27 protein-coding genes are annotated in these 20455 nt (G+C 67.6%); 15 read left to right on the top strand and 12 right to left on the bottom strand.

The features are described from left to right. Positions 1-18: 18 nt before the first annotated feature. The 4 genes from FBR43_RS09675 to FBR43_RS09660 form a co-directional block, all read right to left on the bottom strand. Positions 19-864, bottom strand: coding sequence for a TorF family putative porin (locus FBR43_RS09675; RefSeq protein ID WP_136942946.1), 846 nt, complete (start codon positions 862-864; stop codon positions 19-21). 259 nt (positions 865-1123) lie between these two features. Continuing rightward, the gene (locus FBR43_RS09670; RefSeq protein WP_136942945.1) at positions 1124-1588 is read right to left on the bottom strand and encodes a RidA family protein; all 465 of its coding nucleotides are present in this window, start codon (positions 1586-1588) and stop codon (positions 1124-1126) included. Then, complete coding sequence (locus tag FBR43_RS09665; RefSeq protein WP_136942944.1) at positions 1585-2229, bottom strand: HAD family hydrolase; 645 nt, start codon at positions 2227-2229, stop codon at positions 1585-1587. Before FBR43_RS09665 ends, FBR43_RS09670 begins: the two co-directional genes overlap by 4 nt. Then, positions 2226-2504 (bottom strand): DUF3572 family protein, encoded by a 279-nt coding sequence (locus tag FBR43_RS09660; RefSeq protein ID WP_136942943.1) that lies wholly within the window; start codon positions 2502-2504, stop codon positions 2226-2228. Before FBR43_RS09660 ends, FBR43_RS09665 begins: the two co-directional genes overlap by 4 nt. A 47-nt stretch (positions 2505-2551) precedes the next feature. Here FBR43_RS09660 and FBR43_RS09655 point away from each other — a divergent pair, with 47 nt between their 5' ends. Beyond that, the gene (locus FBR43_RS09655; protein ID WP_136942942.1) at positions 2552-2914 is read left to right on the top strand and encodes a response regulator; all 363 of its coding nucleotides are present in this window, start codon (positions 2552-2554) and stop codon (positions 2912-2914) included. 120 nt (positions 2915-3034) lie between these two features. On the opposite strand, the gene rpmG is transcribed toward FBR43_RS09655, so the two are convergent. Beyond that, positions 3035-3202, bottom strand: coding sequence for a 50S ribosomal protein L33 (gene rpmG, locus FBR43_RS09650; RefSeq protein WP_033922433.1), 168 nt, complete (start codon positions 3200-3202; stop codon positions 3035-3037). Positions 3203-3329: 127 nt separating this feature from the next. After that, entirely contained in the window at positions 3330-3524 is a 195-nt protein-coding gene (locus tag FBR43_RS09645; RefSeq protein ID WP_136942941.1) for a hypothetical protein, read from the bottom strand. Positions 3525-3662: 138 nt separating this feature from the next. Between FBR43_RS09645 and FBR43_RS09640 the strand changes: the two genes are divergently transcribed. The 7 genes from FBR43_RS09640 to chrA all read left to right on the top strand — a co-directional run bounded on the left by FBR43_RS09640 (position 3663) and on the right by chrA (position 8934). Then, a complete protein-coding gene (locus FBR43_RS09640) occupies positions 3663-3986 on the top strand; it encodes a hypothetical protein (RefSeq protein ID WP_169542565.1) in 324 nt (107 codons plus the stop codon). Positions 3987-3996: 10 nt separating this feature from the next. Next, positions 3997-4566, top strand: coding sequence for a TMEM165/GDT1 family protein (locus tag FBR43_RS09635; RefSeq protein WP_169542564.1), 570 nt, complete (start codon positions 3997-3999; stop codon positions 4564-4566). An 87-nt stretch (positions 4567-4653) separates the two neighbouring features. Then, positions 4654-5154, top strand: coding sequence for a Dps family protein (locus FBR43_RS09630; protein WP_136942938.1), 501 nt, complete (start codon positions 4654-4656; stop codon positions 5152-5154). A gap of 93 nt (positions 5155-5247) precedes the next feature. Continuing rightward, positions 5248-5754 carry a DUF6265 family protein gene (locus FBR43_RS09625; RefSeq protein ID WP_136942937.1) on the top strand — a complete coding sequence of 169 codons (507 nt, stop codon included), beginning with the start codon at positions 5248-5250 and terminating at the stop codon, positions 5752-5754. A gap of 57 nt (positions 5755-5811) precedes the next feature. Then, positions 5812-5997, top strand: a complete 186-nt coding sequence (locus FBR43_RS09620; RefSeq protein ID WP_136942936.1) for a DUF1328 domain-containing protein — start codon at positions 5812-5814, stop codon at positions 5995-5997. A 26-nt stretch (positions 5998-6023) separates the two neighbouring features. Next, entirely contained in the window at positions 6024-7622 is a 1599-nt protein-coding gene (locus tag FBR43_RS09615) for a cisplatin damage response ATP-dependent DNA ligase (RefSeq protein ID WP_136942935.1), read from the top strand. 127 nt (positions 7623-7749) lie between these two features. Continuing rightward, positions 7750-8934 carry a chromate efflux transporter gene (gene chrA / locus FBR43_RS09610; RefSeq protein WP_136942934.1) on the top strand — a complete coding sequence of 395 codons (1185 nt, stop codon included), beginning with the start codon at positions 7750-7752 and terminating at the stop codon, positions 8932-8934. Between the two features lie 3 nt (positions 8935-8937). Here chrA and FBR43_RS09605 read toward each other — a convergent pair whose 3' ends face one another. The 3 genes from FBR43_RS09605 to FBR43_RS16575 form a co-directional block, all read right to left on the bottom strand. Beyond that, positions 8938-9888: a glutathione S-transferase family protein gene (locus FBR43_RS09605; protein ID WP_136942933.1), complete on the bottom strand. Its 951-nt coding sequence runs from the start codon at positions 9886-9888 to the stop codon at positions 8938-8940. Positions 9889-9952: 64 nt separating this feature from the next. After that, entirely contained in the window at positions 9953-10786 is an 834-nt protein-coding gene (locus FBR43_RS09600) for a glutaminyl-peptide cyclotransferase (protein WP_136942932.1), read from the bottom strand. 22 nt (positions 10787-10808) lie between these two features. Further along, positions 10809-11606, bottom strand: a complete 798-nt coding sequence (locus FBR43_RS16575) for a cold-shock protein (RefSeq protein ID WP_136942931.1) — start codon at positions 11604-11606, stop codon at positions 10809-10811. A 208-nt stretch (positions 11607-11814) separates the two neighbouring features. Here FBR43_RS16575 and FBR43_RS09590 point away from each other — a divergent pair, with 208 nt between their 5' ends. From FBR43_RS09590 to rpoN, 6 genes are all read left to right on the top strand, one after another. Next, positions 11815-12624 (top strand): TerC family protein, encoded by an 810-nt coding sequence (locus FBR43_RS09590; protein ID WP_136942930.1) that lies wholly within the window; start codon positions 11815-11817, stop codon positions 12622-12624. Positions 12625-12685: 61 nt separating this feature from the next. Continuing rightward, positions 12686-13306: a ribonuclease D gene (locus FBR43_RS09585; RefSeq protein ID WP_136942929.1), complete on the top strand. Its 621-nt coding sequence runs from the start codon at positions 12686-12688 to the stop codon at positions 13304-13306. After that, positions 13299-13943, top strand: coding sequence for an LPS export ABC transporter periplasmic protein LptC (gene lptC / locus FBR43_RS09580; protein ID WP_136942928.1), 645 nt, complete (start codon positions 13299-13301; stop codon positions 13941-13943). The genes FBR43_RS09585 and lptC overlap by 8 nt, the downstream gene beginning before the upstream one ends. Before the next feature lie 8 nt (positions 13944-13951). Beyond that, entirely contained in the window at positions 13952-14494 is a 543-nt protein-coding gene (locus FBR43_RS09575; protein WP_394344048.1) for an LptA/OstA family protein, read from the top strand. A 107-nt stretch (positions 14495-14601) separates the two neighbouring features. Then, positions 14602-15378: an LPS export ABC transporter ATP-binding protein gene (lptB, locus tag FBR43_RS09570; protein ID WP_136942926.1), complete on the top strand. Its 777-nt coding sequence runs from the start codon at positions 14602-14604 to the stop codon at positions 15376-15378. Positions 15379-15380: 2 nt separating this feature from the next. Continuing rightward, positions 15381-16901: an RNA polymerase factor sigma-54 gene (rpoN, locus tag FBR43_RS09565; RefSeq protein WP_136942925.1), complete on the top strand. Its 1521-nt coding sequence runs from the start codon at positions 15381-15383 to the stop codon at positions 16899-16901. Between the two features lie 27 nt (positions 16902-16928). Here rpoN and accC read toward each other — a convergent pair whose 3' ends face one another. The 3 genes from accC to aroQ are packed head-to-tail and all read right to left on the bottom strand — an operon-like array spanning position 16929 to position 19258. After that, positions 16929-18284: an acetyl-CoA carboxylase biotin carboxylase subunit gene (gene accC, locus FBR43_RS09560; protein WP_136942924.1), complete on the bottom strand. Its 1356-nt coding sequence runs from the start codon at positions 18282-18284 to the stop codon at positions 16929-16931. Then, a complete protein-coding gene (accB, locus tag FBR43_RS09555) occupies positions 18284-18772 on the bottom strand; it encodes an acetyl-CoA carboxylase biotin carboxyl carrier protein (protein ID WP_136942923.1) in 489 nt (162 codons plus the stop codon). Before accB ends, accC begins: the two co-directional genes overlap by 1 nt. Positions 18773-18820: 48 nt before the next feature. Continuing rightward, entirely contained in the window at positions 18821-19258 is a 438-nt protein-coding gene (gene aroQ, locus FBR43_RS09550; protein ID WP_136942922.1) for a type II 3-dehydroquinate dehydratase, read from the bottom strand. Positions 19259-19379: 121 nt separating this feature from the next. Between aroQ and thiS the strand changes: the two genes are divergently transcribed. After that, positions 19380-20384 (top strand): sulfur carrier protein ThiS, encoded by a 1005-nt coding sequence (gene thiS, locus FBR43_RS09545; RefSeq protein WP_136942921.1) that lies wholly within the window; start codon positions 19380-19382, stop codon positions 20382-20384. Positions 20385-20455 lie beyond the last annotated feature (71 nt).

The following is a 20455-nucleotide window of genomic DNA, read 5'->3' as shown; positions in this document are numbered from 1 at the left end:
CGGGCAGGCGCCCCCGGTTCAAAACGCCGCGGTCAGCGATACCACGATCGTTCCGTCGGCGATGCTGCCCCCCGTCGTCTTCTGGAAATTGGGCAGCAGATAGGCGCCATCGGCAGCGCTGATATCGGTGTCGATATACGAGACGCCCAGCGTAAGACCCAGAACGCTTACGTCGGCGCCGAGATTCCAGTCCCAATATTGGCCCGTCGGCGCCACGCTGGTGCCATTGGGGCCAAGGCCCGGATTGCCGTCCGAATAGCCGATATGGCCGCGCAGGCTCACCGGCGTCTCGGGGATGGCGAACACCGCATCGCCCGACAGATACAGATTGTCCTCGCTGTCGCCCGGATCGTCGGGAATGCCCGAAGCCGCAGCCGCGCCGGTGAAGAATACATCGCCCAGCGCTTCCTGCTTGGGCGCGTAGAACACGCCCGCCGTCAGGCTCACCGGGCCGGCGGTGCCCGACAGCTTGACATAGGGCTCGGCGAAATCGGTGACGTCGGCGCCGCCGGGGTACATGTACCAGGTGACGCCCACGTCGAGCGTGCCGCCGTCGCCGACCGGGAACTTGAACCCGCCATAGATGTCGAGTTCCATGTTGGCGCCGCCAAAGGTGCCCCATCCGGCCAGGTTCGATCCCCAGAAACCGGCATAGACGCCGCTTTCGTGCGCGATCGTGGCGCCGCCCTGAATGGCGAATTCCTTGTCGGTCTGCGACACGCCGCGGAAGCGATAGTCCGACGCCAGCGTCACGCTGCCGGTCACGGTTAAGGGTTCGGGGGGTGCCGTCTCTTCCTGCGCATAGGCAGGCGCGGCGAACAGCATGAGCGAAAGAGCCGCAAGGCTCGGGGTCGAGAAACGCATCGTATGCCCTTTCGGTAGGAAGGCGATGGTTCTCTCCTGCTGCCGGTCCGCCGCATCTTCATGGAGCTGCAAGCCCCGCACGGTCGTTGTCCGACGCGGCGATATTGCGGCGCAGCGATACTGCCGACAAGCGGATTTGCGGTATGCACGCGCACCGACGCGCCGATGTTGCGCCTGGGCAACAATGGCGTGGCGGCTGCCCGTTTATCGGGCGCGAATTGCAGGCATGCGCTGCTTTAAGCGGCAGCGTTAGCGCGGTTCAGGCGACCTCGACGATCGCGTCGATTTCCACCACCGCGCCGAGCGGCAGCACCGGCACGCCCACTGCGCTGCGCGCATGGCGGCCCGATTCGCCGAACAGCTTTATCATCAGCTCGGACGCGCCGTTCGCCACCTGGGCCTGGTCGGTGAAGCTGCCCGCCGAATTGACGAACACGCCGAGCTTCACGATGCGCGCCACGCGCGACAGGTCGCCGTCGAGCGCGCGCTTCATCTGCGCGACGAGCATCAGCGCACAGCGCCTGGCGGCCTCGGCTGCATAGTCGAGTTCGCGATCCTCTCCCACGCGGCCGGTCATCAGCGCGCCGTCCTCGAACGGGAGCTGGCCCGAGATGTGCAGAAGGTTGCCCGTCCGCACTACCGGCACATAGGCCGCTACCGGCGCTGCGGCTTCGGGCAGGGTGAGGCCGAGTTCGGCCAGCGTTGCGTCGATCGTGTCGGTCATGCCCGTGCCATGCCGTCTGCCGCGCCAGCGGGCAACCCCTTGGCGAAGCGATCGAGGATCCACACCTGCGCCGCGCGCCAGTCGTCGATGCGCGCATGTGCCTCGGGGGCAGGGGGCATGGCGGCGGCAAGCTGGGGTTCGGAGATCATGTGAAGCCGGTGCACGCCCGGCGCGTGGCGCGCGACCGAATCATGGTGCACCGCGAGATCGTCAACGAACACCGTGACCGGGTCGCCATGCTCGGCGACCAGCTTCGCGACGGGCTCGCCCTTGCCGCCCTGGTTGCATTCGACGCGATGCGCGATGCCATGCTCGGCGAGCTGGTCGATCCGGTGGTCGCGGCAATGATCCTTGAGGTTGGTGAGGATCACGATATCGGCATGCTCGGCGAGCGCGGCCAGCGCCTCGCGCGCATGCGGCACCGGTGTCTGCCGCGCCATCTCGCTCGGGAAGAAGCCGTCGAGCATCCCCCACATCTCCTCGCGCGCGATGGCCGCGCCGTCGCGCCGCGTCATCGAGGCGGCGAAGTCGCCCGCGCCGATCGAGAAGTCGATGCCGTGGGCTTCGCCCAGCCAGTCGCGGAAGTGGCGGACCATGTGCAGCAGCACTTCGTCGCAGTCGCAGATCAGCAGTGGTTTCATTGGTTCTCCAGCGCGCGACGCGCGGCGACGATATCGGCAGGCGGCACGCCGAGCGCGTCGGCGCAGGCCACCAGATCGGGTTCATGCGCTTCCAGAAAGGCAAGCGCGGCAGCAAGCACCTCGGCTTCGCCCGCGCGCGCACGCAGATCGCGCGGATCGAGGCCGGTCACGTCGAGCAGGCGCATTGCGCGGGGGGGCTCGGACAGTGCCCATACCAGCGCCTGCAGCGCCAGCGCATGCGGGTCGCGTTCGGGATTTGTCTCGCGCAGCGGCATCGCCTAGGGAATCGCTCATGCAAGAGGAAGCAGCAGAAGACGCCGCGGTGGCAAAAAGGGTGCTCGTTGTCGAGGACAACGCGCTCAACCTCAAGCTGTTCTGCGATCTGCTGCGCGCGCACGGCTATCTTCCCGAGCCCGTGCGCGATGGGCGCGACGCGGTGGCGAAGGCGCGCGAGATGCTGCCCGATCTGGTGGTGATGGACATCCAGCTGCCGCACGTCTCGGGCTATGAGCTCATCCAGCACATGCGCGCCGATCCGCGGCTGCGCGCCATCCCGATCATGGCGGTGACGGCCTATGCCGGCGGCGACGACGAGGCGCGCATCCGCGCCGCCGGCGCCACTGCCTATGTCTCGAAACCCATCGCGGTGCTGCGCTTCATCGAGGAAGTGAAGGCACTCGCCTGACCCGGCGCGAATCGCGCCGTCCGCGCTCCTGTACCGACGTACGAAAACGCCCCCGTGCGCGGCACGAAGGCGTCGGTCGGCCCGCGATCGTCGCTGCCCCGGCCGGCGCCGGGGCGGCAATCACTTGATCTTGGCTTCCTTGAACTCGACATGCTTGCGCACGACGGGGTCGTACTTGCGGAAGCTCATCTTCTCGGTCTGGTTGCGGGGGTTCTTCTTGGTCACGTAGAAGAAGCCCGTGTCGGCGGTGCTCACCAGCCGGATCTTTACGGTAGTCGGCTTGGCCATGGCCCAGTCCTTCGTATGCTTTGAAATGCGAAAAGCAGCGCGCGCCGGGGCGTGCCGCTGCCAGTGGCGGGCGCATGCGGCACATGGCCGCCAAAGTCAACCCGATGTGCCGTTATGCCGCGCCCGGTCAGCGCGGTTCGTCGTCCTCGCTCTCGCTGGCGTGACGGATCGCGTCCCAATCCTGCTGCCGCGCCAGCCGCCGTGCGCGTCGCGCATCGCGGCGGGCAGTTTCGCCGCGGCGGATATGGCGCTTGCGAAGAATCACCGCCGCACCGATCAGGCAGGCCAGCGCGATCGTAACGAGCACGAGAAACGTCCGCATAGCAGCCCCCAGGGGAAATCGGTGTCGCTCGTGCCGTTCGGCGGGCCGGTCGCATTGGACGATTCGGCCAGCCGACGGCTTAACGCGCCGGTAACCGCAATGCGGCAAGCTGGCGAGTGGAAATCGAAGGACCGGCTCATGCGCAGCGCACTCACCAGCGACCTCATCGCGACCGACCTGCGCGGGCGTATCGCCGCGATCGATGCCGCGGCCGATGCGATGGAGCCCGCCGCGCTGATCGCCGCGCTCGACCAGCTTCGTCGCCACGCGGTGCGCCACGGGCGGTTGCCTGCCGTCACCGTCATCCACGCCATCGACGCGGCGGTGGCACGCGGCGAGCGCGGACCGATCGTCCATGACTGGCTGGCGATCCTTGCCGACGCCGCCTGCTGCCCCACGGCCGATCGCGGCATGCACGAAACCTTCGCCGCCGCCTGCTCGGTGCGGCTCGCCGGCGCCTGAGCCGGCGCGCATGGAATCGCTGCTTTCGGGCTTCGTCGCCGCGCTGGTCGCGCATGCGACAGACAGGCCGCCCTGGCTGGCGGCGATCCTCGCCGATCGCTACCGTCGCCCGCTTGCGATCCTCGCCGGCGTGCTCGTCGCGCAATTGCTGGTCAATGCGATTGCCGCGATCGCAGCGATCCAGATTCGCCCGCTGATGACGCCCAATGCGCGCAGCCTCATGCTCGGGCTGGCGCTCCTGTTCGCCGCGATCGGTGCGGCATGGCGCATGCAGCCACCGTCGGACCGGCTCGAAGGCTGGCGGCTCGGCGCGTTCGGCACCAGTGCGATCGGCCTGTTCATCCTCGCCTTTGGCGATCGCACGCAGTTCATCGCCTTCGGTACGGGCATCTGGGGCAGCTCGCCGCTGCTTGCCGCGGTCGGCGCCAGTATCGGCGCGACGCTCGCCAGTGTTCCCGCGGTGCTGCTCGGCGAGCATCGCTGGCGCCGCCTGCCGCTCGACATCTGGCGATGGAGTGCAGCGGTAATTCTCGCCGCGCTGGGCAGTGCCGCGTGCCTTTCGGCCTTGCGGATCATCTAGGCGGGCGATCATGCTGATCGGCGAATTCCGAGGGAGCGAATAAGCCGGCCGGTCGTTGTCGATCCGAACCGAACTTCGGAGATTCAGATGGCCGACAATCCCAATCCCGCGCTCAAGACCCCCACCGATCTCAAGGCGAACGACGCCAAGACCGTGGCCGAGGCGCTGAACGGCATCCTCGCCGACAGCTACGCGCTGTACCTCAAGACGAAGAACTTCCACTGGCACGTCTCGGGCCCGCATTTCCGCGACTATCATTTGATGCTCGACGATCAGGCCGCGCAGATCCTGGCCACGACCGACGCCATCGCCGAGCGCGTGCGCAAAACGGGCAACACCACGCTGCGCTCGATCGGCGACATCGCCCGGCATCAGACGATCAAGGACAATGACAAGGATTTCGTCCCCGCCGCCGAGATGCTCGTCGAGCTGCGCGAAGACAATCTGAAGCTCGTCGAGCTGCTGCGCGAGGCCAAGGACATCGTCGACGATGCCAAGGACAATGCGACCAGCGGCATCCTCGACGACTGGACCGACCAGGCCGAGGAGCGCGCCTGGTTCCTGTTCGAGGCCAGCCGCAAGGGCTGATCCCCGGCACACCGGCAAAAGCGCAGGCGACATCGCCGTACGCTCGCGATATGCCGCGTCGTGCGGCGGATGCCGCCTTCGGGGGGAAACGCCATGCTCGTGCCGCTGCTCGCCGCCCTGCTCGCCCAGAGCGCCCCCGGCTCGGCGCTTCCAGCGCAGACGCGCACGCTCGCGCCCGGCGAGCAGCCGATGCGCGCGACGCTTGCCGACATGGCCTGGATCGCCGGCGAATGGCGCGGCACGAGTGCGAGCGGCGAGGCGGGCGAGAGCTATTCGGCGCCTGCCGGCGGACAGATCACGGGGCATTTCTACGAGATGCGCGACGGCCGCGTCACGCTGATGGAACTGTCGCAGATCATCGAGCGCGATGGCGGCGTCGTCCTGCGCTACCGCCATTTCAACCCCGATTTCACCGGCTGGGAAGACGGCACGCGCAAGCCCGTCGAGTTCCGGCTGATCGCGATCGAGGGCCAGCGCTATTATTTCGACGGTGCGACGCTCGATCGCACACGGCCCGGCGGCCTCGATTTCTGGGTGCGTATCGACGGCGCCGGCAAGCAGCCCCGTGAGATCGTCTATCGCTATGACCGCGTGCGCTGAGCGGAACCATCGCCGTGGCGGCGCGGTTGGTCGGCTCATAAAAGGGAGAACGCCATCATGATTCGCTGGGCAGTGATATTCCTCGTCATCGGCCTCGTCATGGCCGTTCTCGGTTTCGGAGGCATCGGCGGTGCCTTCATCGACATCGCCAAGATCCTGTTCTTCATCGCGGTCGCCATCTTCGTCATCCTGCTGGTGCTCGGGCTGCTGGCAGGCAGGAAGGTCAAGGACACGCTGTCCTGATCGCGCCATCGCGGACCGGATAGACGATGCGCGCCTTTGCCGACCTGCTCGACCGGCTGGTCTTCACCCGCTCGCGCAATGCCAAGCTGCGGCTGATCGGCGACTATCTGCGCGCCACGCCCGATCCCGATCGCGGCTGGGCGATGGCGGCGCTTACCGGCGATCTCGACCTTCCCGCCGTCAAGCCCGCGGTCATCCGCACGCTCATTTCCGAACGCACCGATCCTGTGCTGTTCGCGATGAGCCGCGAGTTCGTGGGCGACACCGCCGAGACCGTGGCGCTGCTGTGGCCCGAGAACCCCGCCGCGCGGACGAGCAATGCCGAGGCGCTGACCGTCGCGCAGGTGATCGACCGGCTGGCCACGCTCGGCCGCGCCGAGGCGCCCGCAGCACTCGCCGACATGCTCGATCGCCTCGAACCCGACGAACGCTATGCGCTGCTCAAGCTCGCCACCGGCGGCTTGCGCGTCGGCGTGTCGGCGCGCCTCGCCAAGACCGCGCTCGCACAAGGCTTCGGGCTCGATGTCGATGCGGTTGAGGAAGTGTGGCACGGGCTCAAGCCGCCTTACGCGGCGCTGTTTGCCTGGGCCGAAGGCAGGGGCGAGCAGCCGAGCGCCGCCAACGTGCCCGTGTTCCGCCCCTTCATGCTCGCGCACCCGCTCGAGGATCTGCGCATCGACCTCGCCGACTATGTCGCCGAATGGAAATGGGACGGCATCCGCGTCCAGCTCGTCCACGTTGCCGGACAGACGCGCCTATACAGTCGCGCCGGCGAGGACATCACCGCCAGCTTCCCCGAGGTGGCCGCCGCCTTCACGACCCCGTGCGTGCTCGATGGCGAACTGCTGGTGAAGGGCGAGGCGCAGGGCGGCAGCATTGGCGAGGGCGAGGGGGCCGCCAGCTTCAACGCGCTGCAACAGCGACTCGGGCGCAAGGTCGTTTCGCGCAAGATGCTCGACGAGTTTCCTGCCTTCGTGCGGCTGTACGACATGCTGTTCGATGCCGGCACCGATCTGCGCGAGCAGCCATGGCACCGGCGCCGCGCCGCGCTCGAGGCGCTGATGCCGCGCCTCGACGCCGACCGCTTCGACCTCAGCCGCGTCATCGACGCCGAGCATTTCGACGCGCTCACCACAATCCGCGCCGGCGCGCGCGATTCGGCGATCGAGGGCGTGATGCTCAAGCGGCGCGACAGCCCCTATGTCGCGGGGCGGCGCGTGGGGCTGTGGTACAAATGGAAGCGCGATCCGCTCGTCGCCGATTGCGTGATGATGTACGCGCAGCGCGGATCGGGCAAGCGATCGAGCTTCTACAGCGACTATACCTTCGGCTGCTGGAGCGAGGACGGCGAACTGCTGCCCGTCGGCAAGGCCTATTCGGGCTTCACCGACGAGGAGCTCAAATGGCTCGATCGCTTCGTGCGCAACCACACGCAGAACCGCTTCGGTCCGGTGCGCGAGGTCGAGAAGTCGCTCGTGCTCGAAGTCGCCTTCGATTCGATTCACGAATCGAAGCGCCACAAATCAGGCCTCGCGATGCGCTTCCCGCGCATCAGCCGCATCCGCCACGACAAGCCCGCCGCCGAGGCGGACCGCATCGACACGCTGCGGCGGATGATCGGCTGAAATCGGCATTGACGCGGTCGGCATGTTGATAGGATAGCTGGGCCACCGGGCCGATGCGGACGCCCGTTCAGGCGGTCCTCCGTCCAAGTCCGCTCCACCCGCCTCGTGCGGCAAGGGAGCGTGCCTGATGACTACCGGACTCGTTGATCCGCGACGATTGAGCCTCTTCGCGCTGTTCGCCAAGTTCCTGCGCTTCGGCATGCTCGCATTCGGCGGACCCGTCGCGCAGATCGCGATGGTGCGCGAAGCGTTGGTCGAGGACGAGCGCTGGATCGATCGCGCGCGCTTCAACCGCCTGCTCGCGGTGATGCAGGTGTTGCCGGGGCCCGAGGCGCACGAGCTGTGCGTGCACCTGGGCATGATCGCGCGCGGCCGGCTGGGCGGGCTGCTCGCGGGGCTCGGCTTCATGCTGCCCGGCCTGATCCTGATGCTCGCCTGCGGGTGGCTCTACGTCAATTTTCTCGCCGGCGTAGGGGATTTGAGCGGCCTGCTGCTCGGCGTGCAGGTCGTGGTGCTCGCGATCATCCTGCGCGCCATCGTGCGCATCGGCCAGCATGCCATCGAGGATCGCACGCTTGCTGCCATCGCCGCCGCGAGCGCCGCCACGACGCTGCTCGGCGTGCCGTTCTGGCTGCCGCTCGTCACCGGCGGGCTTGCCTATGCCGTATCGGCGCGGCGGCTGGCGTTGCTCGGCATCGTCGCGCTGGCGATCGGCATCGCCGTCGTCGCGGCATCGCTCGGCCGCCCCACCACCGTCGCTGCCGATGCCGCGCCGGTGACGTTGGCGGCGCTGTTCGTCGCCGGCCTCAAGGGCGGGCTGCTAACTTTCGGCGGCGCCTACACCGCCATTCCCTATGTGCGCGCCGACACCGTCGGCCGTGGCTGGCTGAGCGACGGCGCGTTTCTCGACGGCGTTGCCATCGCCGGCGTCCTCCCGGCGCCGCTGGTGATCTTCGCCACCTTTGCGGGCTATGTGGCGGGTGGGTTCTGGGGTGCGCTTGCCGTAACCGCCGGCATGTTCCTGCCCGCATTCGCCTTCTCGCTCGTGCTGTTCGAACGGCTCGAGGCGCTGGTCGAGATGCCTGCGCTGCATCGCCTGCTTATCGGCGTCGCAGCCGCCGTGGTAGGCGTGATCGCGGCGACGCTGATAGACCTCGCGCGCGCGACCGCACTCAGGATCGAGGCGTGGCCGATCGCGCTCGCGCTGTTCGCACTCGCGCTGCTGGCGACGTGGCGATTGCGCGGAGCGTGGGTGGCGCCGGCGGTGATCCTCGGCGGCGCGCTCGCCGGCTGGCTGACCGGCCTGCGCTGAGCGCTACACGCGCTCGGGGCCGATCGGCACGATCCGCGTCGGGTTCACCTCGGGGTGGCTGCGATAATAATGCGTTTTGATATGGTCGAAGTCGACCGTGTCGGCGACGCCCGGCAGCGCCAGCACGCGCTCCATCAGCGCGTGCAGCCGCGGATAGTCGACAATGCGCCGCCAGTTGCACTTGAAGTGGCCGTGATAGACGGCATCGAAGCGGATCAGCGTCGTGAACAGCCGGATATCGGCTTCGGTCAACACGTCGCCCACCAGCCACTCGCGCCCGTCGAGCCGCTCCTCGAGCCACTCGAGGCTCTCGAACAATGCGCGCGCAGCCTTTTCATAGGCCGCCTGCTGCTTGGCGAAGCCCGCGCGGTACACGCCGTTGTTCACCGTCTTGTAGACGCGGTCGTTCACCGCATCGATCTCGTCGCGCAGCGCCACCGGATAGAAGTCGCCCTCGCGCGCGCCCAGTGCGTCGAAGGCGGTGTTGAACATGCGGATGATCTCCGACGATTCGTTGTTCACGATTCGCCGCTCGGCCTTGTCCCACAATACTGGCACCGTCACCTTGCCCGTCATCTCGGGATCGGCAGTGGTGTAGATCTGGTGCAAATGGTCGAAGCCATAGAGCGGATCGCCGGTGCCTCCATATTCGGGCAGGAAGCTCCAGCCATGCTCGGCCATCACCGGGCCGACGACGGTGACGGGCAGCAGCGCCTCGAGCCCCTTCAGCGCGCGCACCACCAGCGTGCGATGCGCCCAGGGGCAGGCGAGGCTGACATAGAGGTGGAAGCGATCGGCCTTGGCGGCGACGCCGCGCTGCCCGTCGGGACCGGCGGCGCCATCGGCGGTGAGCCAGTCGCGAAACGTCGAATCGGCGCGCTGGAAGTCGCCCTTGTCGTCGGTGGGCGCCACCGGCTCCTCGCCATGCCATTGTCCGTCGATCAATCGGCCCATGCTACAATCTCCTCTCACCGAGACAACCGGCAAGCGCGCGGCGATATCCGCGAAACGCAGCGTTTCAGATCGCGGGCAGCGCGATCTCGAACAAGGTCGGCCATTCCTTGCCCGTCACGAACAGGCGGCGGCGCGCGGGATCGAACGCGATGCCGTTGAGCACACGGTCGGCGTCGCGATAGCCGATCTCGGCGACCAGCGCCGACAGGTCGATGCGCGCGACGACGCAGCCCGTCGCCGGCGCGATCACCGCGATCCAGTCGCGCTGCCAGACATTGGCCCAGATGCGCCCGTCGATCGTCTCGAGCTCGTTGAGCGCATCGAGCGGCACACCGTCCATCGTCACCGCCACGCGCCGCGTTTCGGCGAAGCTCGCGGGGTCGTGGAAGATCAGCATGTCGCTGCCGTCGCTGCGGACGAAGGCGTCGCCCAGCGTCGTCAGTCCCCAGCCTTCGCCGCGATAGGCAAAGCGGCCACGCGAGGCCAGCGTGCGCGCGTCGAAGCGGTGGGCGATGCCGTGCTTCCATGTCAGCGCGACAAGCTCGTTCCCCGCGCGCGCCAGCCCTTCGCCGAACTGGTCGGCGGGCAGCGGCGCGCGCGCCTGCACGCGACCGCCGTCGAGCGCCACGCGGCGTACCTCGGAACGGCCTTCCTGGCCGGTGCTCTCGTAAAGCGCGCCGTCGTGCCAAAGCAGCCCTTGCGTGAACGCGCCCGCGTCATGGCGGTAGCGCGCCTTCACCGCCGGCCGATATGTGGGGATGGCGGCGGGGCAGGGGGCCTGCGCCGCGATCGGCGCGGTGGCGGGTGCCGCCGCTATGCGGTCCTGCGCAAAAGCGAAGGGCGCCGCAACGGTCAAAGCCGCCGCGACGCCCATCGCCTTGTGTCGTGTCACCCGCATGCGGGGCGATCCCCGATGCCGCTTACTGCGGCGCCTGCAGGTTCACCGCTGCATACTTGCCGCGACGATCGACCTCGAGCTCGAACTCGAGCCGGTCGCCCTCGTTGAGCGAGATCATGCCCGCACGCTCCACCGCCGAGATGTGCACGAACGCGTCGGGCTGACCATCGTCGCGCTGAATGAAGCCAAAGCCCTTCATCGCGTTGAAGAACTTGACGGTGCCCGATGCGCGCTCGCCGGTAAGCTGGCGCTGCGGACCGCCGCGATCGCCGCCGCCGCCGTCGCGCGGCGGCGCGCTCGAACCGCCCGAAACGGGAAGCGGCTCGCCATCGATCTTGAGTTCGGTGGCCGAGATGCGGCCGCCGCGATCGACGAGCGTGAAGCCCAGCGGCTGCCCTTCGGCAAGGCCCGAAAGACCCGCCTGCTCGACTGCCGAGATGTGCACGAACACGTCCTCGGCGCCGTCATCGCGCACGATGAAGCCGAAGCCCTTCTGGCCGTTGAAGAACTTGACCACGCCGGTCGCCTCGCCGACGACCTGGGGGGGCATGCCGCGGCCACCGCCGCCACCGCCACCGCCACCACCGCGGAAGCCACCGCCGCCGCCGCCGCCATAGCCGCCGCCACCACCACCACCGCCGAAGCGATCGCCGCCGCCGCCATAACCGCCGCCGCCACCGAAGCGGTCACCGCCGCCGAAGCCGCCGCGATCGCCGCCATAGCTAGGGAAGCTGCTGCCGCCTTCGTCGCCGCCGAAAAAGTCGCGCTTATCCTTGCCGCGCCCGCCGCGTCCGTCGCGGCGCCCTCGATCGAAACTCATTGCCCTGTTCGTCTTCCCGCTCGCCCAACCATATCCAAAACCACAAGCGCCGGACGATGAACGCAGGTGTTCGGGCGCTGCAAAACGTTGCGCCACGCCTTATGCATAGCGCAAAAAAACGGGCATCGCGAACGAAATCGACGCAAGCACGTTGTGCGGCGGCCAGCCGGCTTGCGACGTGCGACGAGTGGTGGGAAAGGAACGATCCATGGAGAATCTTGCGCTGCTCGCCGCCGATCCCGCCGTCTGGGCGGCGCTCGTCACGCTCGTCGTGATGGAGGTAGTGCTCGGCATCGACAATCTCATCTTCATTTCGATCTTGTCGAACAAGCTGCCCGAGGCCGAGCGGCAGAAGGCGCGGCGCATCGGCATCGGCCTGGCGCTGGTGATGCGCCTGGCGCTCCTGACGATGATCGCCTGGATCGTGGGATTGACCGCGCCGGTGGTCGACCTCGGCATCACCGGCCCGCTCGACGAATATGGCAAGCCCGCCTTCGAGACCGATTTCTCGTGGCGCGATCTCATTCTCATCGCCGGCGGGCTGTTCCTCGTCTGGAAGGCGACCAAGGAAATCCACCATTCGGTCGACAGCCGTCCGAGCGACGAGGTGCTCGACAAAAAGAAAGCGGGCGAGCTCACCTTTGCGGCCGCGATCGTCCAGATCGTGCTGCTCGACATCGTGTTCTCGGTCGATTCGATCCTCACCGCCGTCGGCATGACCGATTATGTCGAGGTGATGTACATCGCGGTCATCGTCGCGGTGGCGGTGATGCTGCTCGCCGCCGATCCGCTCGGCAACTTCATCGCCAAAAACCCCAGCGTCGTGATGCTGGCGCTCGGCTTCCTGCTGATGATCGGCATGGTGCTCATCGCAGAAGGCTTCGGCGTGCATGTGCCCAAGGGCTATATCTACGCCGCGATGGCGTTCTCGGCGGGCGTCGAGTCGCTCAACATCTTCAATCGCCGCGCGCAGGCCCGGCGCGAGGCGGCCGCCGCGCCGCCCGCCGTCGAGCCCTGATCGCGCCTGCGTGGCCGCTTTCGCCATTGAGCGTTCATCGCAGCCCGCCTATGCGGCTGCGATGACCGTTCATCTCCATGAAGAAGACATTCCCGCCGGCCTGTTCGCGCCCGGCGCCTCGATCGCCGTCGATACCGAGACGATGGGGCTCATCACGCCGCGCGACCGGCTGTGCGTCGTCCAGCTTTCGGACGGCGGCGGCGACGAGCATCTGGTGCGCTTCTCGCCCGGCAGCGATTATGCCGCGCCCAATCTGCGCACGCTGCTCGCCGATCCTGCACGCACCAAGCTCTATCACTTCGCGCGGTTCGATCTGGCGGCGATCCGCCATTATCTGGGCATCGTCGCCGCGCCCGTCTTCTGCACCAAGATCGCCTCGCGGCTGGTGCGCACGTATACCGATCGGCACGGCCTGAAGGAGCTGGTGCGAGAATTGCTGGGGCAGGAGCTTTCCAAGGCGCAGCAATCGTCTGACTGGGGCGGCCCCGTGCTGTCCGAGGCGCAGAAGGAATATGCCGCGTCCGACGTGCGCTATCTGCATGCGATGAAGGTCGAACTCGAACGCCGGCTCGAACGCGAAGGGCGCATGGCACTGGCGCAGGCCTGCTTCGACTTCCTGCCGCACCGCGCCGAGCTCGATCTCGCGGGCTGGCCCGAGGCCGATATCTTCGCGCATGTCTGAACTAGCGCGCAACACGCGCTCGGCGCGTCAGCGCTGGGCCGCGCCCGGCAGCAGCCACGACGTGCTCGTCAAGCTGCTGCAGGTCGCGCTGCCGATGGCGGTGGGCGTGCTTGCGGCATTCCTCGTGATGGCGCCGCTGTTCGCCGGCGGCGACGTCTCGTTCGTGCTCGACAAGAACAAGGTCGATGTCGCGCAGGAGCGCATGCGCATTCAGGCCGCGCGCTATCGCGGGGCCGATGACAAGGGGCGCCCCTTCCAGCTCAATGCCGGGTCGGCGGTGCAGCGCAGCTCGGCCGAGCGCGTGGTTGCGCTCGACGATCTGGCGGCCGGCCTGCGCCTCTCCGACGGTCCCGCCACGCTGCGCGCGCAGCAGGGGCAGTATGACATGGAGCGCGAGCAGGTGGCGATCGACGGGCCCATCGCCTTCCGCGCTGCCGACGGTTATGCCCTCGATACGCGCGACGCGACGATCGATCTGCGTGAGCGGCGGCTGCAATCGGGCACGCGCGTCACCGGCCGTGCGCCGCAGGGCACGTTCAGCGGCGACCGGCTCGATGCCGATCTCGACGCGCGCACGGTAAAATTGAGTGGCAATGCCCGCTTGCGCATCGTCCCCGGCAACGCAAATAGGCAGTGATGCGCCCGATGCCTGCTCTTGCCGCTCTTCTGCTTGCGCTCGGCGCTGCCGCCAGCGTGCCCGCGGTCGCGCAGCGGCACAATTCGAACGCGCCGATCGACTTCGCCGCGCAGAATATCGAGCTTCAGGATCGCGCCAATCGTGCGGTGCTGTCAGGCGGTGTCGACATTCGCCAGGCCAACCTCACGCTCAGCGCCGCGCGCGTGACCGTCGCCTACACCGGCGAAGTGATCGGCGGCAATCCGCAGGTCTCCCGGCTCGATGCCGCCGGTGGCGTCACCGTGACGCGACCCGATCAGCGCGCCAGCGCGCAATATGGCGTCTACGACCTCAACCGCCGCGTCATCACCATGCTCGGCGACGTGTCGCTGACGCAGGGCAGCAACGTGCTGCGCGGCGGGCGGCTGTCGATCGATCTCGATACCGGCCGCGCGGTGATCGACGGGTCGTCGGTTGGCAGCGGCGCCAGCGCGCCGGCGGGCGAAGGCGGCGTCGAGCGCCAGAACGGCCGTGTCACCGGCCGCTTCACCGTACCCCAGCGCGGCAACTGACCACGCACTCCGCCCCGGCGACGCCGCGTTCCGGCGCGTCGGGTCATGCACGAACCTTGCCAAGCACGCGTATCCGCGCGATGTAGGCGCGCGAAAGGGAAGCCGCGATGGACGACGTCACCACGCTCGAAGCCATGGAGCCGGTAGTCGAGCGTCCGGTCGACTCGGGGCTCGCCGTCGTTTCGATCGCCAAGGCCTATGACAAGCGCGTCGTGCTGTCCGACGTGTCGCTGCATGTCGGCCATGGCGAGGTCGTCGGGCTGCTCGGCCCCAATGGCGCGGGCAAGACGACGAGCTTCTACTCGGTGATGGGGCTCGTGAAGCCCGATGCCGGCCGCATCATGCTCGATGGCGACGACATCACCGGTTTGCCCATGTATCGCCGCGCGATCCTGGGGCTCGGCTATCTGCCGCAGGAAACCTCGATCTTCCGCGGCCTCACCGTCGAGAAGAACATCCTCGCGGTGCTCGAGCTTGCCGAGCCCGACAAGGCGGCGCGCGCGCGCCGGCTCGATCAGCTGCTCGACGAGTTCGGCCTCACGCGCCTGCGCGACGCGCCCGCGATGGCGTTGTCGGGCGGCGAGCGCCGCCGCGCCGAGATCGCGCGTGCGCTCGCAGCCGATCCCTCGATCATGCTGCTCGACGAGCCGTTTGCGGGCATCGACCCCATCTCGATCGCCGACATCCGCGATCTGGTGTGCGAGCTGAAGAACCGCGGCATCGGTGTGCTCATCACCGATCACAATGTTCGCGAGACGCTCGAGATCGTCGATCGCGCGTATATCATCTATGACGGCCGCGTGCTGTTCGCCGGCAGCCCCGCCGAACTCGTTGCCGACGCCAATGTCCGCCGCCTGTATCTGGGCGAGGGCTTCTCGCTCTAGCCATGAGCCTCGCTCCGCGCCTCGATCTGCGCCAGTCGCAATCGCTGGTGATGACGCCGCAGCTCCAGCAGGCGATCAAGCTGCTGGCGCTCTCCAACCTCGAGGTCGAGGGCTTCATCGCCGAGGAGCTCGAGCGCAATCCGCTGCTCGAAGCCGCACGCGACGATGACGGCCCCGCAGTCGAGCGCGAAGGCGGACCCGACGAGGCCGCGGCCGCACCGCGCGACGAACCCGCCGGCTCGGACGAGCTGCTCGCCACTGGTGGCGCGGCGGCGGGCGAGTCGCTCGACGTCGATTTCGCCGCTGAGAGCTTCCACCACGACAGCGCCGCCGATTCGATCGGCGGGCTCGACGGCGGGCTTGGTCTGGGCGGCGCAACCTCGGGCAGCGGTGCGATCGGTGACGACGGCCCCGATTTCGACAGTTTCGCCGCCGCCGACGCGACGCTCGCCGATCATCTGATGGCACAGGCGGGCGAGGTGCTCGGCGGGCCCGACATGGTGATCGCCGCGCAGCTGATCGACCAGATCGACGAATGCGGCTACCTCACGGTGTCGCTGCTCGACGTCGCCAACAGGCTGGGCGTTCCGCTCGCGCGCGTCGAGGCGGTGCTTTCGGTGATCCAGACCTTCGACCCCACCGGCGTCGGCGCGCGCGATCTGGCCGAATGCATCGCCATTCAGGCGCGCGAGGCCGATCGCTACGATCCGGCGATGGCGCGCCTCATCGAGCATCTCGATCTCGTCGCGCGCGGCGCGTTGCCGCAGCTGAAGCGCATCTGCGGCGTCGACGACGAGGATCTGGCCGACATGATCCGCGAATTGCGCGGCTATGATCCCAAGCCCGGCTGCCGCTATGGCGGCGAACCCGCGCAGGGCGTCGTGCCCGACATCTTCGTCGCGCGCCGTGCGGGTGGCTGGGCGGTCGAGATCAACGCCGCGACGCTACCGCGCGTACTGGTCAACCGCGCTTATTATGTCGAGCTGGCGGCGGGCAGGCAAGACAAGGCGAGCAAGAGCTGGCTCACCGAATGTCTCGCCAGCGCGAACTGGCTGGTGAAGGCGCTCGACCAGCGCCAGCGCACGATCATCAAGGTGGCCGCCGAGATCGTGAAGCAGCAGGAGGCGTTCTTCCTCCACGGCGTCTCGCACCTCAGGCCGCTCACGCTGGCACGCGTCGCCGAGGCGATCGAGATGCACGAATCGACCGTCAGCCGCGTCACCAGCAACAAATATCTGAGCTGCGCGCGCGGGCTGTTCGAGCTCAAATATTTCTTCACATCGGGCATCGCCTCGGCCGATGGCGGCGATGCGGTATCGGCCGAAGCGGTCAAGAGCGCGATCCGCGCGCTCATCGCCGCCGAACATCCCAAGAAGATTCTGTCCGACGATACGCTGGTCGAACTGCTCAACGCCAAGGGCTTCGATATCGCGCGCCGCACCGTGGCGAAATATCGCGAAGCCATCGGCATCGGGAGCTCGGTCCAGCGCCGCCGGCAAAAGGCGCTGGAGGGGGTTGGGTAGGCTCTAGCGTTCGCGCCTACCCGCCGTTCAGGCCGCGTCCTCGCGCGCCAGCCATTCCTCGAGCCACTTGATCGTATAGCCGCCGCGCTGGAACTCGGGATCGGCGAGCAACGCCTGGTGGAGAGGGATCGTCGTCTTGACGCCCTCGACCACGAACTCCTCGAGCGCGCGGCGCAGACGCATCAGGCAGCCTTCGCGCGTGCGGCCGTAGACGATCAGCTTGGCGATCATCGAATCATAATAGGGCGGAATGCGATAGCCGGCGTACAGCCCGCTATCGACGCGCACATGCATGCCGCCGGGGGCGTGATAATAGCTGACGGTGCCGGGCGAGGGCGCAAAGGTGCGCGCATCCTCGGCATTGATGCGGCATTCGATCGCGTGGCCGGTGAAGCGCAGATCTTCCTGGCGGACCGACAGCGGATAGCCCTCGGCGATGCGGATCTGCTCGCGCACCAGATCGACGCCGGTAATCATCTCGGTGACGGGATGCTCGACCTGGAGGCGCGTGTTCATCTCGATGAAATAGAACTCGCCATTTTCCCACAGGAACTCGATCGTCCCCGCGCCGCGATAGCCCATATCGGCCATTGCCCTGGCGCAGATGCCGCCCATGCGCGCGCGGTCCTCGGCGCCCAGCACGGGCGAGGGCGCTTCTTCCAGCACCTTCTGGTGGCGGCGTTGCAGCGAACAGTCGCGCTCGCCCAGATGGATGGCGTTGCCGTTGCCGTCGCCGAAAATCTGGAACTCGATGTGGCGCGGATTGCCCAGATATTTCTCGATATAGACGGTGGCGTCGCCGAAGGCGGCCTTGGCCTCGCTGCCCGCTTGCGCCATCAGCGTCTCCAGGCTGTCCTCGCTCGCGCACACCTTCATGCCGCGCCCGCCGCCACCCGAGGCGGCCTTGATGATGACGGGATAACCGATGCGCGCGGCGATTTCCCTTGCCTCGGCCGGGTCGCTCACCGCCCCGTCCGATCCGGGCACCAGCGGCAGGCCCAGCGCGCCGGCGCTGCGCTTGGCTTCCACCTTGTCGCCCATCACGCGGATATGTTCGGGCTTGGGCCCGACGAACAGCAGATTGTGCAGCTCGACGATCTCGGCGAACTTGGCGTTCTCGCTCAGAAAGCCATAGCCCGGATGGATCGCGTCGGCGCCCGAGATTTCGGCGGCCGAAATGATGTTGGGGATGTTGAGATAGCTCTCGCCCGCGGGCGGTGGACCGATGCAGATCGCCTGATCGGCAAGGCGTACATGCATCGCATCGGCATCGGCGGTCGAATGCACCGCCACGGTCTTGATGCCCATCTCGTGGCATGCGCGATGGATGCGCAGCGCGATCTCGCCGCGATTGGCGATCAGCAGCTTCTCGATCTTTGCCATTATTCGACGACGACCAGCGGCTGGTCGAATTCCACCGGCTGGCCATTGTCGACCAGCACCGCCCTCACCGTACCCGCCGACGGCGCGAGGATGGGGTTCATCACCTTCATCGCCTCGACGATCAGCAGCGTGTCGCCCGCGGCCACCTGCTGGCCCGCCGCCACGAACGGCCGCGCGCCGGGTTCGGCCGAGAGATAGGCCGTGCCCACCATCGGCGAACGCACGGCATTGGCATTATCCGCCGCCGCCGGTGCGGCCGCCGCTTCCTGCGGCGCCGGGGTGGCGGCATGGGCCAGTGCCGGGGCCATCATCGCGGGGGCAGCCTGCATCATCTGCGGCGCGATCGTCACTTCGCGCGCGACGCGGACGCGACGCTCGCCGTCCTCGACCTCGATCTCGGTCAGCCGCGTCTCGTCGAGAACGGCGGCGAGCTGCCGCACGAGATCGACGTCGATCCGCATGCCCTGCTTTTCGTCCTGCTCGTCCATGGCGACCCCGTTTTTCCTGATCTTCGAAATGCGTGAAAGCGCGCGTCCCTAGTGGAGGCGCGCGGCAGCTTCAAGCGCCAGCACATAGCCGAGCGCACCGAACCCCGCGATACTGCCGCGCGCGGCGCGCCCTACCAGGCTCGTATGGCGGAAATCCTCGCGCGCATGCGGGTTGGACAGATGCACCTCGATCACCGGCGTGCGCACCGAGCGGATCGCATCGTGCAGCGCCACCGACGTGTGCGTGAAGCCGCCGGCGTTGAGCAGCACCGCGCGCGCGCCTTCGGCCTGCGCTTCGTGCAGCCAGTCGATCAGATGGCCTTCATGGTTCGACTGGCGCATCTCGATTTCCAGATCAAGGTCGCGGGCGCGATCCTCGAGCATCCCGGCGATATCGTCGAGCGTGTCGGCGCCGTAGATTTCAGGCTCGCGCAGCCCCAGCAGATTAAGATTGGGGCCGTTGAGCACATAGACGGTGGCGACCATGCGGTTCCTTCGCGGTTGCGGGGGCGCGGGCAGGCGCCTAGATCGTGCGCTCTTCCCATACCCGTTCGTGTCGCGCCAAGTCGAGACACGTTCGCCGTGCGCAATGAACCCTGGGGCAGCCATGCACACCGACGGAACCGTATCGATCAGCGTCAATGGCGAGCATCGCCGCGTGCGCGCCGGCCTGAGCCTTGCCGAACTCGCGACCGAGATGGGGCTGGTGCCCGAAAAGGTGGCGGTGGAGCGCAATCTCGAAGTCGTGCCGCGGTCGACGCTGGCGCAGGTGATGGTGGAGGATGGCGACGAGCTGGAGATCGTCCACTTCGTCGGCGGTGGCGATCATGCCGCGCCGCTTGCGGACGACAGCTGGAGCGTGGCGGGCCGCAGCTTCCGCTCGCGGCTGATCGTGGGCACCGGCAAGTACAAGGATTTCGCGCAGAACGCCGCCGCAGTCGAGGCGTCGGGCGCCGAGATCGTCACCGTCGCGGTGCGCCGCGTCAATGTGAGCGACCCCAACGCGCCGATGCTCACCGACTATATCGACCCGAAGCGTGTCACCTATCTGCCCAACACTGCCGGCTGTTTCGATGCCGAAAGCGCGATCCGTACCCTGAGGCTGGCACGCGAGGCGGGGGGCTGGGATCTGGTGAAACTCGAAGTGCTGGGCGAGGCGCGCACGCTCTATCCCGACATGGTCGAGACGCTGCGCGCGACCGAGGTACTCGCCAAGGAAGGTTTCCTGCCGATGGTCTATTGTGTCGACGATCCGATCGCGGCGAAGCGGCTGGAGGACGCAGGCGCGGTGGCGATCATGCCGCTGGGCGCGCCGATCGGATCGGGTCTGGGCATCCAGAACGAGGTGACGATCCGGCTGATCGTCGAAGGCGCCAAGGTTCCCGTACTCGTCGATGCCGGCGTCGGCCAGGCGTCCGATGCGGCGCGCGCGATGGAATTGGGTTGCGACGGCGTGCTGATGAACACCGCGATCGCCGAAGCCAAGGACCCGATCCTTATGGCAGCGGCGATGAAGGCGGCGGTCGAGGCCGGCCGCATGAGCTATCGCGCCGGCCGCATGAGCAAGCGGCGCTACGCCGATCCCTCGAGCCCGCTGGCGGGCTTGATCTGATCCGATACCAGCTTCGGAACCGAAGTCACGGCTGTCCGTTTACTACCCGACAGCGAAGATAAGGCATGATG

Source organism: Sphingomonas baiyangensis (assembly GCF_005144715.1).
GTDB lineage: Bacteria > Pseudomonadota > Alphaproteobacteria > Sphingomonadales > Sphingomonadaceae > Sphingomonas > Sphingomonas baiyangensis.
Note: the sequence above shows the minus strand (reverse complement) of the source record. Positions and strands in the feature narration are given on the sequence as shown.

Excerpts from the sequence above, each read along its gene's own strand:
- FBR43_RS09630 (WP_136942938.1), top strand. The coding sequence starts at position 4,654 with ATGGCCGACAATCCCAATCCCGCGCTCAAGACCCCCACCGATCTCAAG.
- FBR43_RS09600 (WP_136942932.1), bottom strand. The coding sequence starts at position 10,786 with ATGCGGGTGACACGACACAAGGCGATGGGCGTCGCGGCGGCTTTGACC.
- FBR43_RS09620 (WP_136942936.1), top strand. The coding sequence starts at position 5,812 with ATGATTCGCTGGGCAGTGATATTCCTCGTCATCGGCCTCGTCATGGCC.
- FBR43_RS09625 (WP_136942937.1), top strand. The coding sequence starts at position 5,248 with ATGCTCGTGCCGCTGCTCGCCGCCCTGCTCGCCCAGAGCGCCCCCGGC.
- FBR43_RS09575 (WP_394344048.1), top strand. The coding sequence starts at position 13,952 with ATGCCTGCTCTTGCCGCTCTTCTGCTTGCGCTCGGCGCTGCCGCCAGC.
- lptB (WP_136942926.1), top strand. The coding sequence starts at position 14,602 with ATGGACGACGTCACCACGCTCGAAGCCATGGAGCCGGTAGTCGAGCGT.
- FBR43_RS09640 (WP_169542565.1), top strand. The coding sequence starts at position 3,663 with ATGCGCAGCGCACTCACCAGCGACCTCATCGCGACCGACCTGCGCGGG.
- FBR43_RS09665 (WP_136942944.1), bottom strand. The coding sequence starts at position 2,229 with ATGAAACCACTGCTGATCTGCGACTGCGACGAAGTGCTGCTGCACATG.
- rpoN (WP_136942925.1), top strand. The coding sequence starts at position 15,381 with ATGAGCCTCGCTCCGCGCCTCGATCTGCGCCAGTCGCAATCGCTGGTG.
- aroQ (WP_136942922.1), bottom strand. The coding sequence starts at position 19,258 with ATGGTCGCCACCGTCTATGTGCTCAACGGCCCCAATCTTAATCTGCTG.
- FBR43_RS09635 (WP_169542564.1), top strand. The coding sequence starts at position 3,997 with ATGGAATCGCTGCTTTCGGGCTTCGTCGCCGCGCTGGTCGCGCATGCG.
- rpmG (WP_033922433.1), bottom strand. The coding sequence starts at position 3,202 with ATGGCCAAGCCGACTACCGTAAAGATCCGGCTGGTGAGCACCGCCGAC.
- FBR43_RS09660 (WP_136942943.1), bottom strand. The coding sequence starts at position 2,504 with ATGCCGCTGCGCGAGACAAATCCCGAACGCGACCCGCATGCGCTGGCG.
- FBR43_RS09585 (WP_136942929.1), top strand. The coding sequence starts at position 12,686 with ATGACCGTTCATCTCCATGAAGAAGACATTCCCGCCGGCCTGTTCGCG.
- chrA (WP_136942934.1), top strand. The coding sequence starts at position 7,750 with ATGACTACCGGACTCGTTGATCCGCGACGATTGAGCCTCTTCGCGCTG.
- FBR43_RS09675 (WP_136942946.1), bottom strand. The coding sequence starts at position 864 with ATGCGTTTCTCGACCCCGAGCCTTGCGGCTCTTTCGCTCATGCTGTTC.
- FBR43_RS09590 (WP_136942930.1), top strand. The coding sequence starts at position 11,815 with ATGGAGAATCTTGCGCTGCTCGCCGCCGATCCCGCCGTCTGGGCGGCG.
- FBR43_RS09645 (WP_136942941.1), bottom strand. The coding sequence starts at position 3,524 with ATGCGGACGTTTCTCGTGCTCGTTACGATCGCGCTGGCCTGCCTGATC.
- accC (WP_136942924.1), bottom strand. The coding sequence starts at position 18,284 with ATGGCAAAGATCGAGAAGCTGCTGATCGCCAATCGCGGCGAGATCGCG.
- thiS (WP_136942921.1), top strand. The coding sequence starts at position 19,380 with ATGCACACCGACGGAACCGTATCGATCAGCGTCAATGGCGAGCATCGC.
- accB (WP_136942923.1), bottom strand. The coding sequence starts at position 18,772 with ATGGACGAGCAGGACGAAAAGCAGGGCATGCGGATCGACGTCGATCTC.
- FBR43_RS09670 (WP_136942945.1), bottom strand. The coding sequence starts at position 1,588 with ATGACCGACACGATCGACGCAACGCTGGCCGAACTCGGCCTCACCCTG.
- lptC (WP_136942928.1), top strand. The coding sequence starts at position 13,299 with ATGTCTGAACTAGCGCGCAACACGCGCTCGGCGCGTCAGCGCTGGGCC.
- FBR43_RS09615 (WP_136942935.1), top strand. The coding sequence starts at position 6,024 with ATGCGCGCCTTTGCCGACCTGCTCGACCGGCTGGTCTTCACCCGCTCG.
- FBR43_RS16575 (WP_136942931.1), bottom strand. The coding sequence starts at position 11,606 with ATGAGTTTCGATCGAGGGCGCCGCGACGGACGCGGCGGGCGCGGCAAG.
- FBR43_RS09605 (WP_136942933.1), bottom strand. The coding sequence starts at position 9,888 with ATGGGCCGATTGATCGACGGACAATGGCATGGCGAGGAGCCGGTGGCG.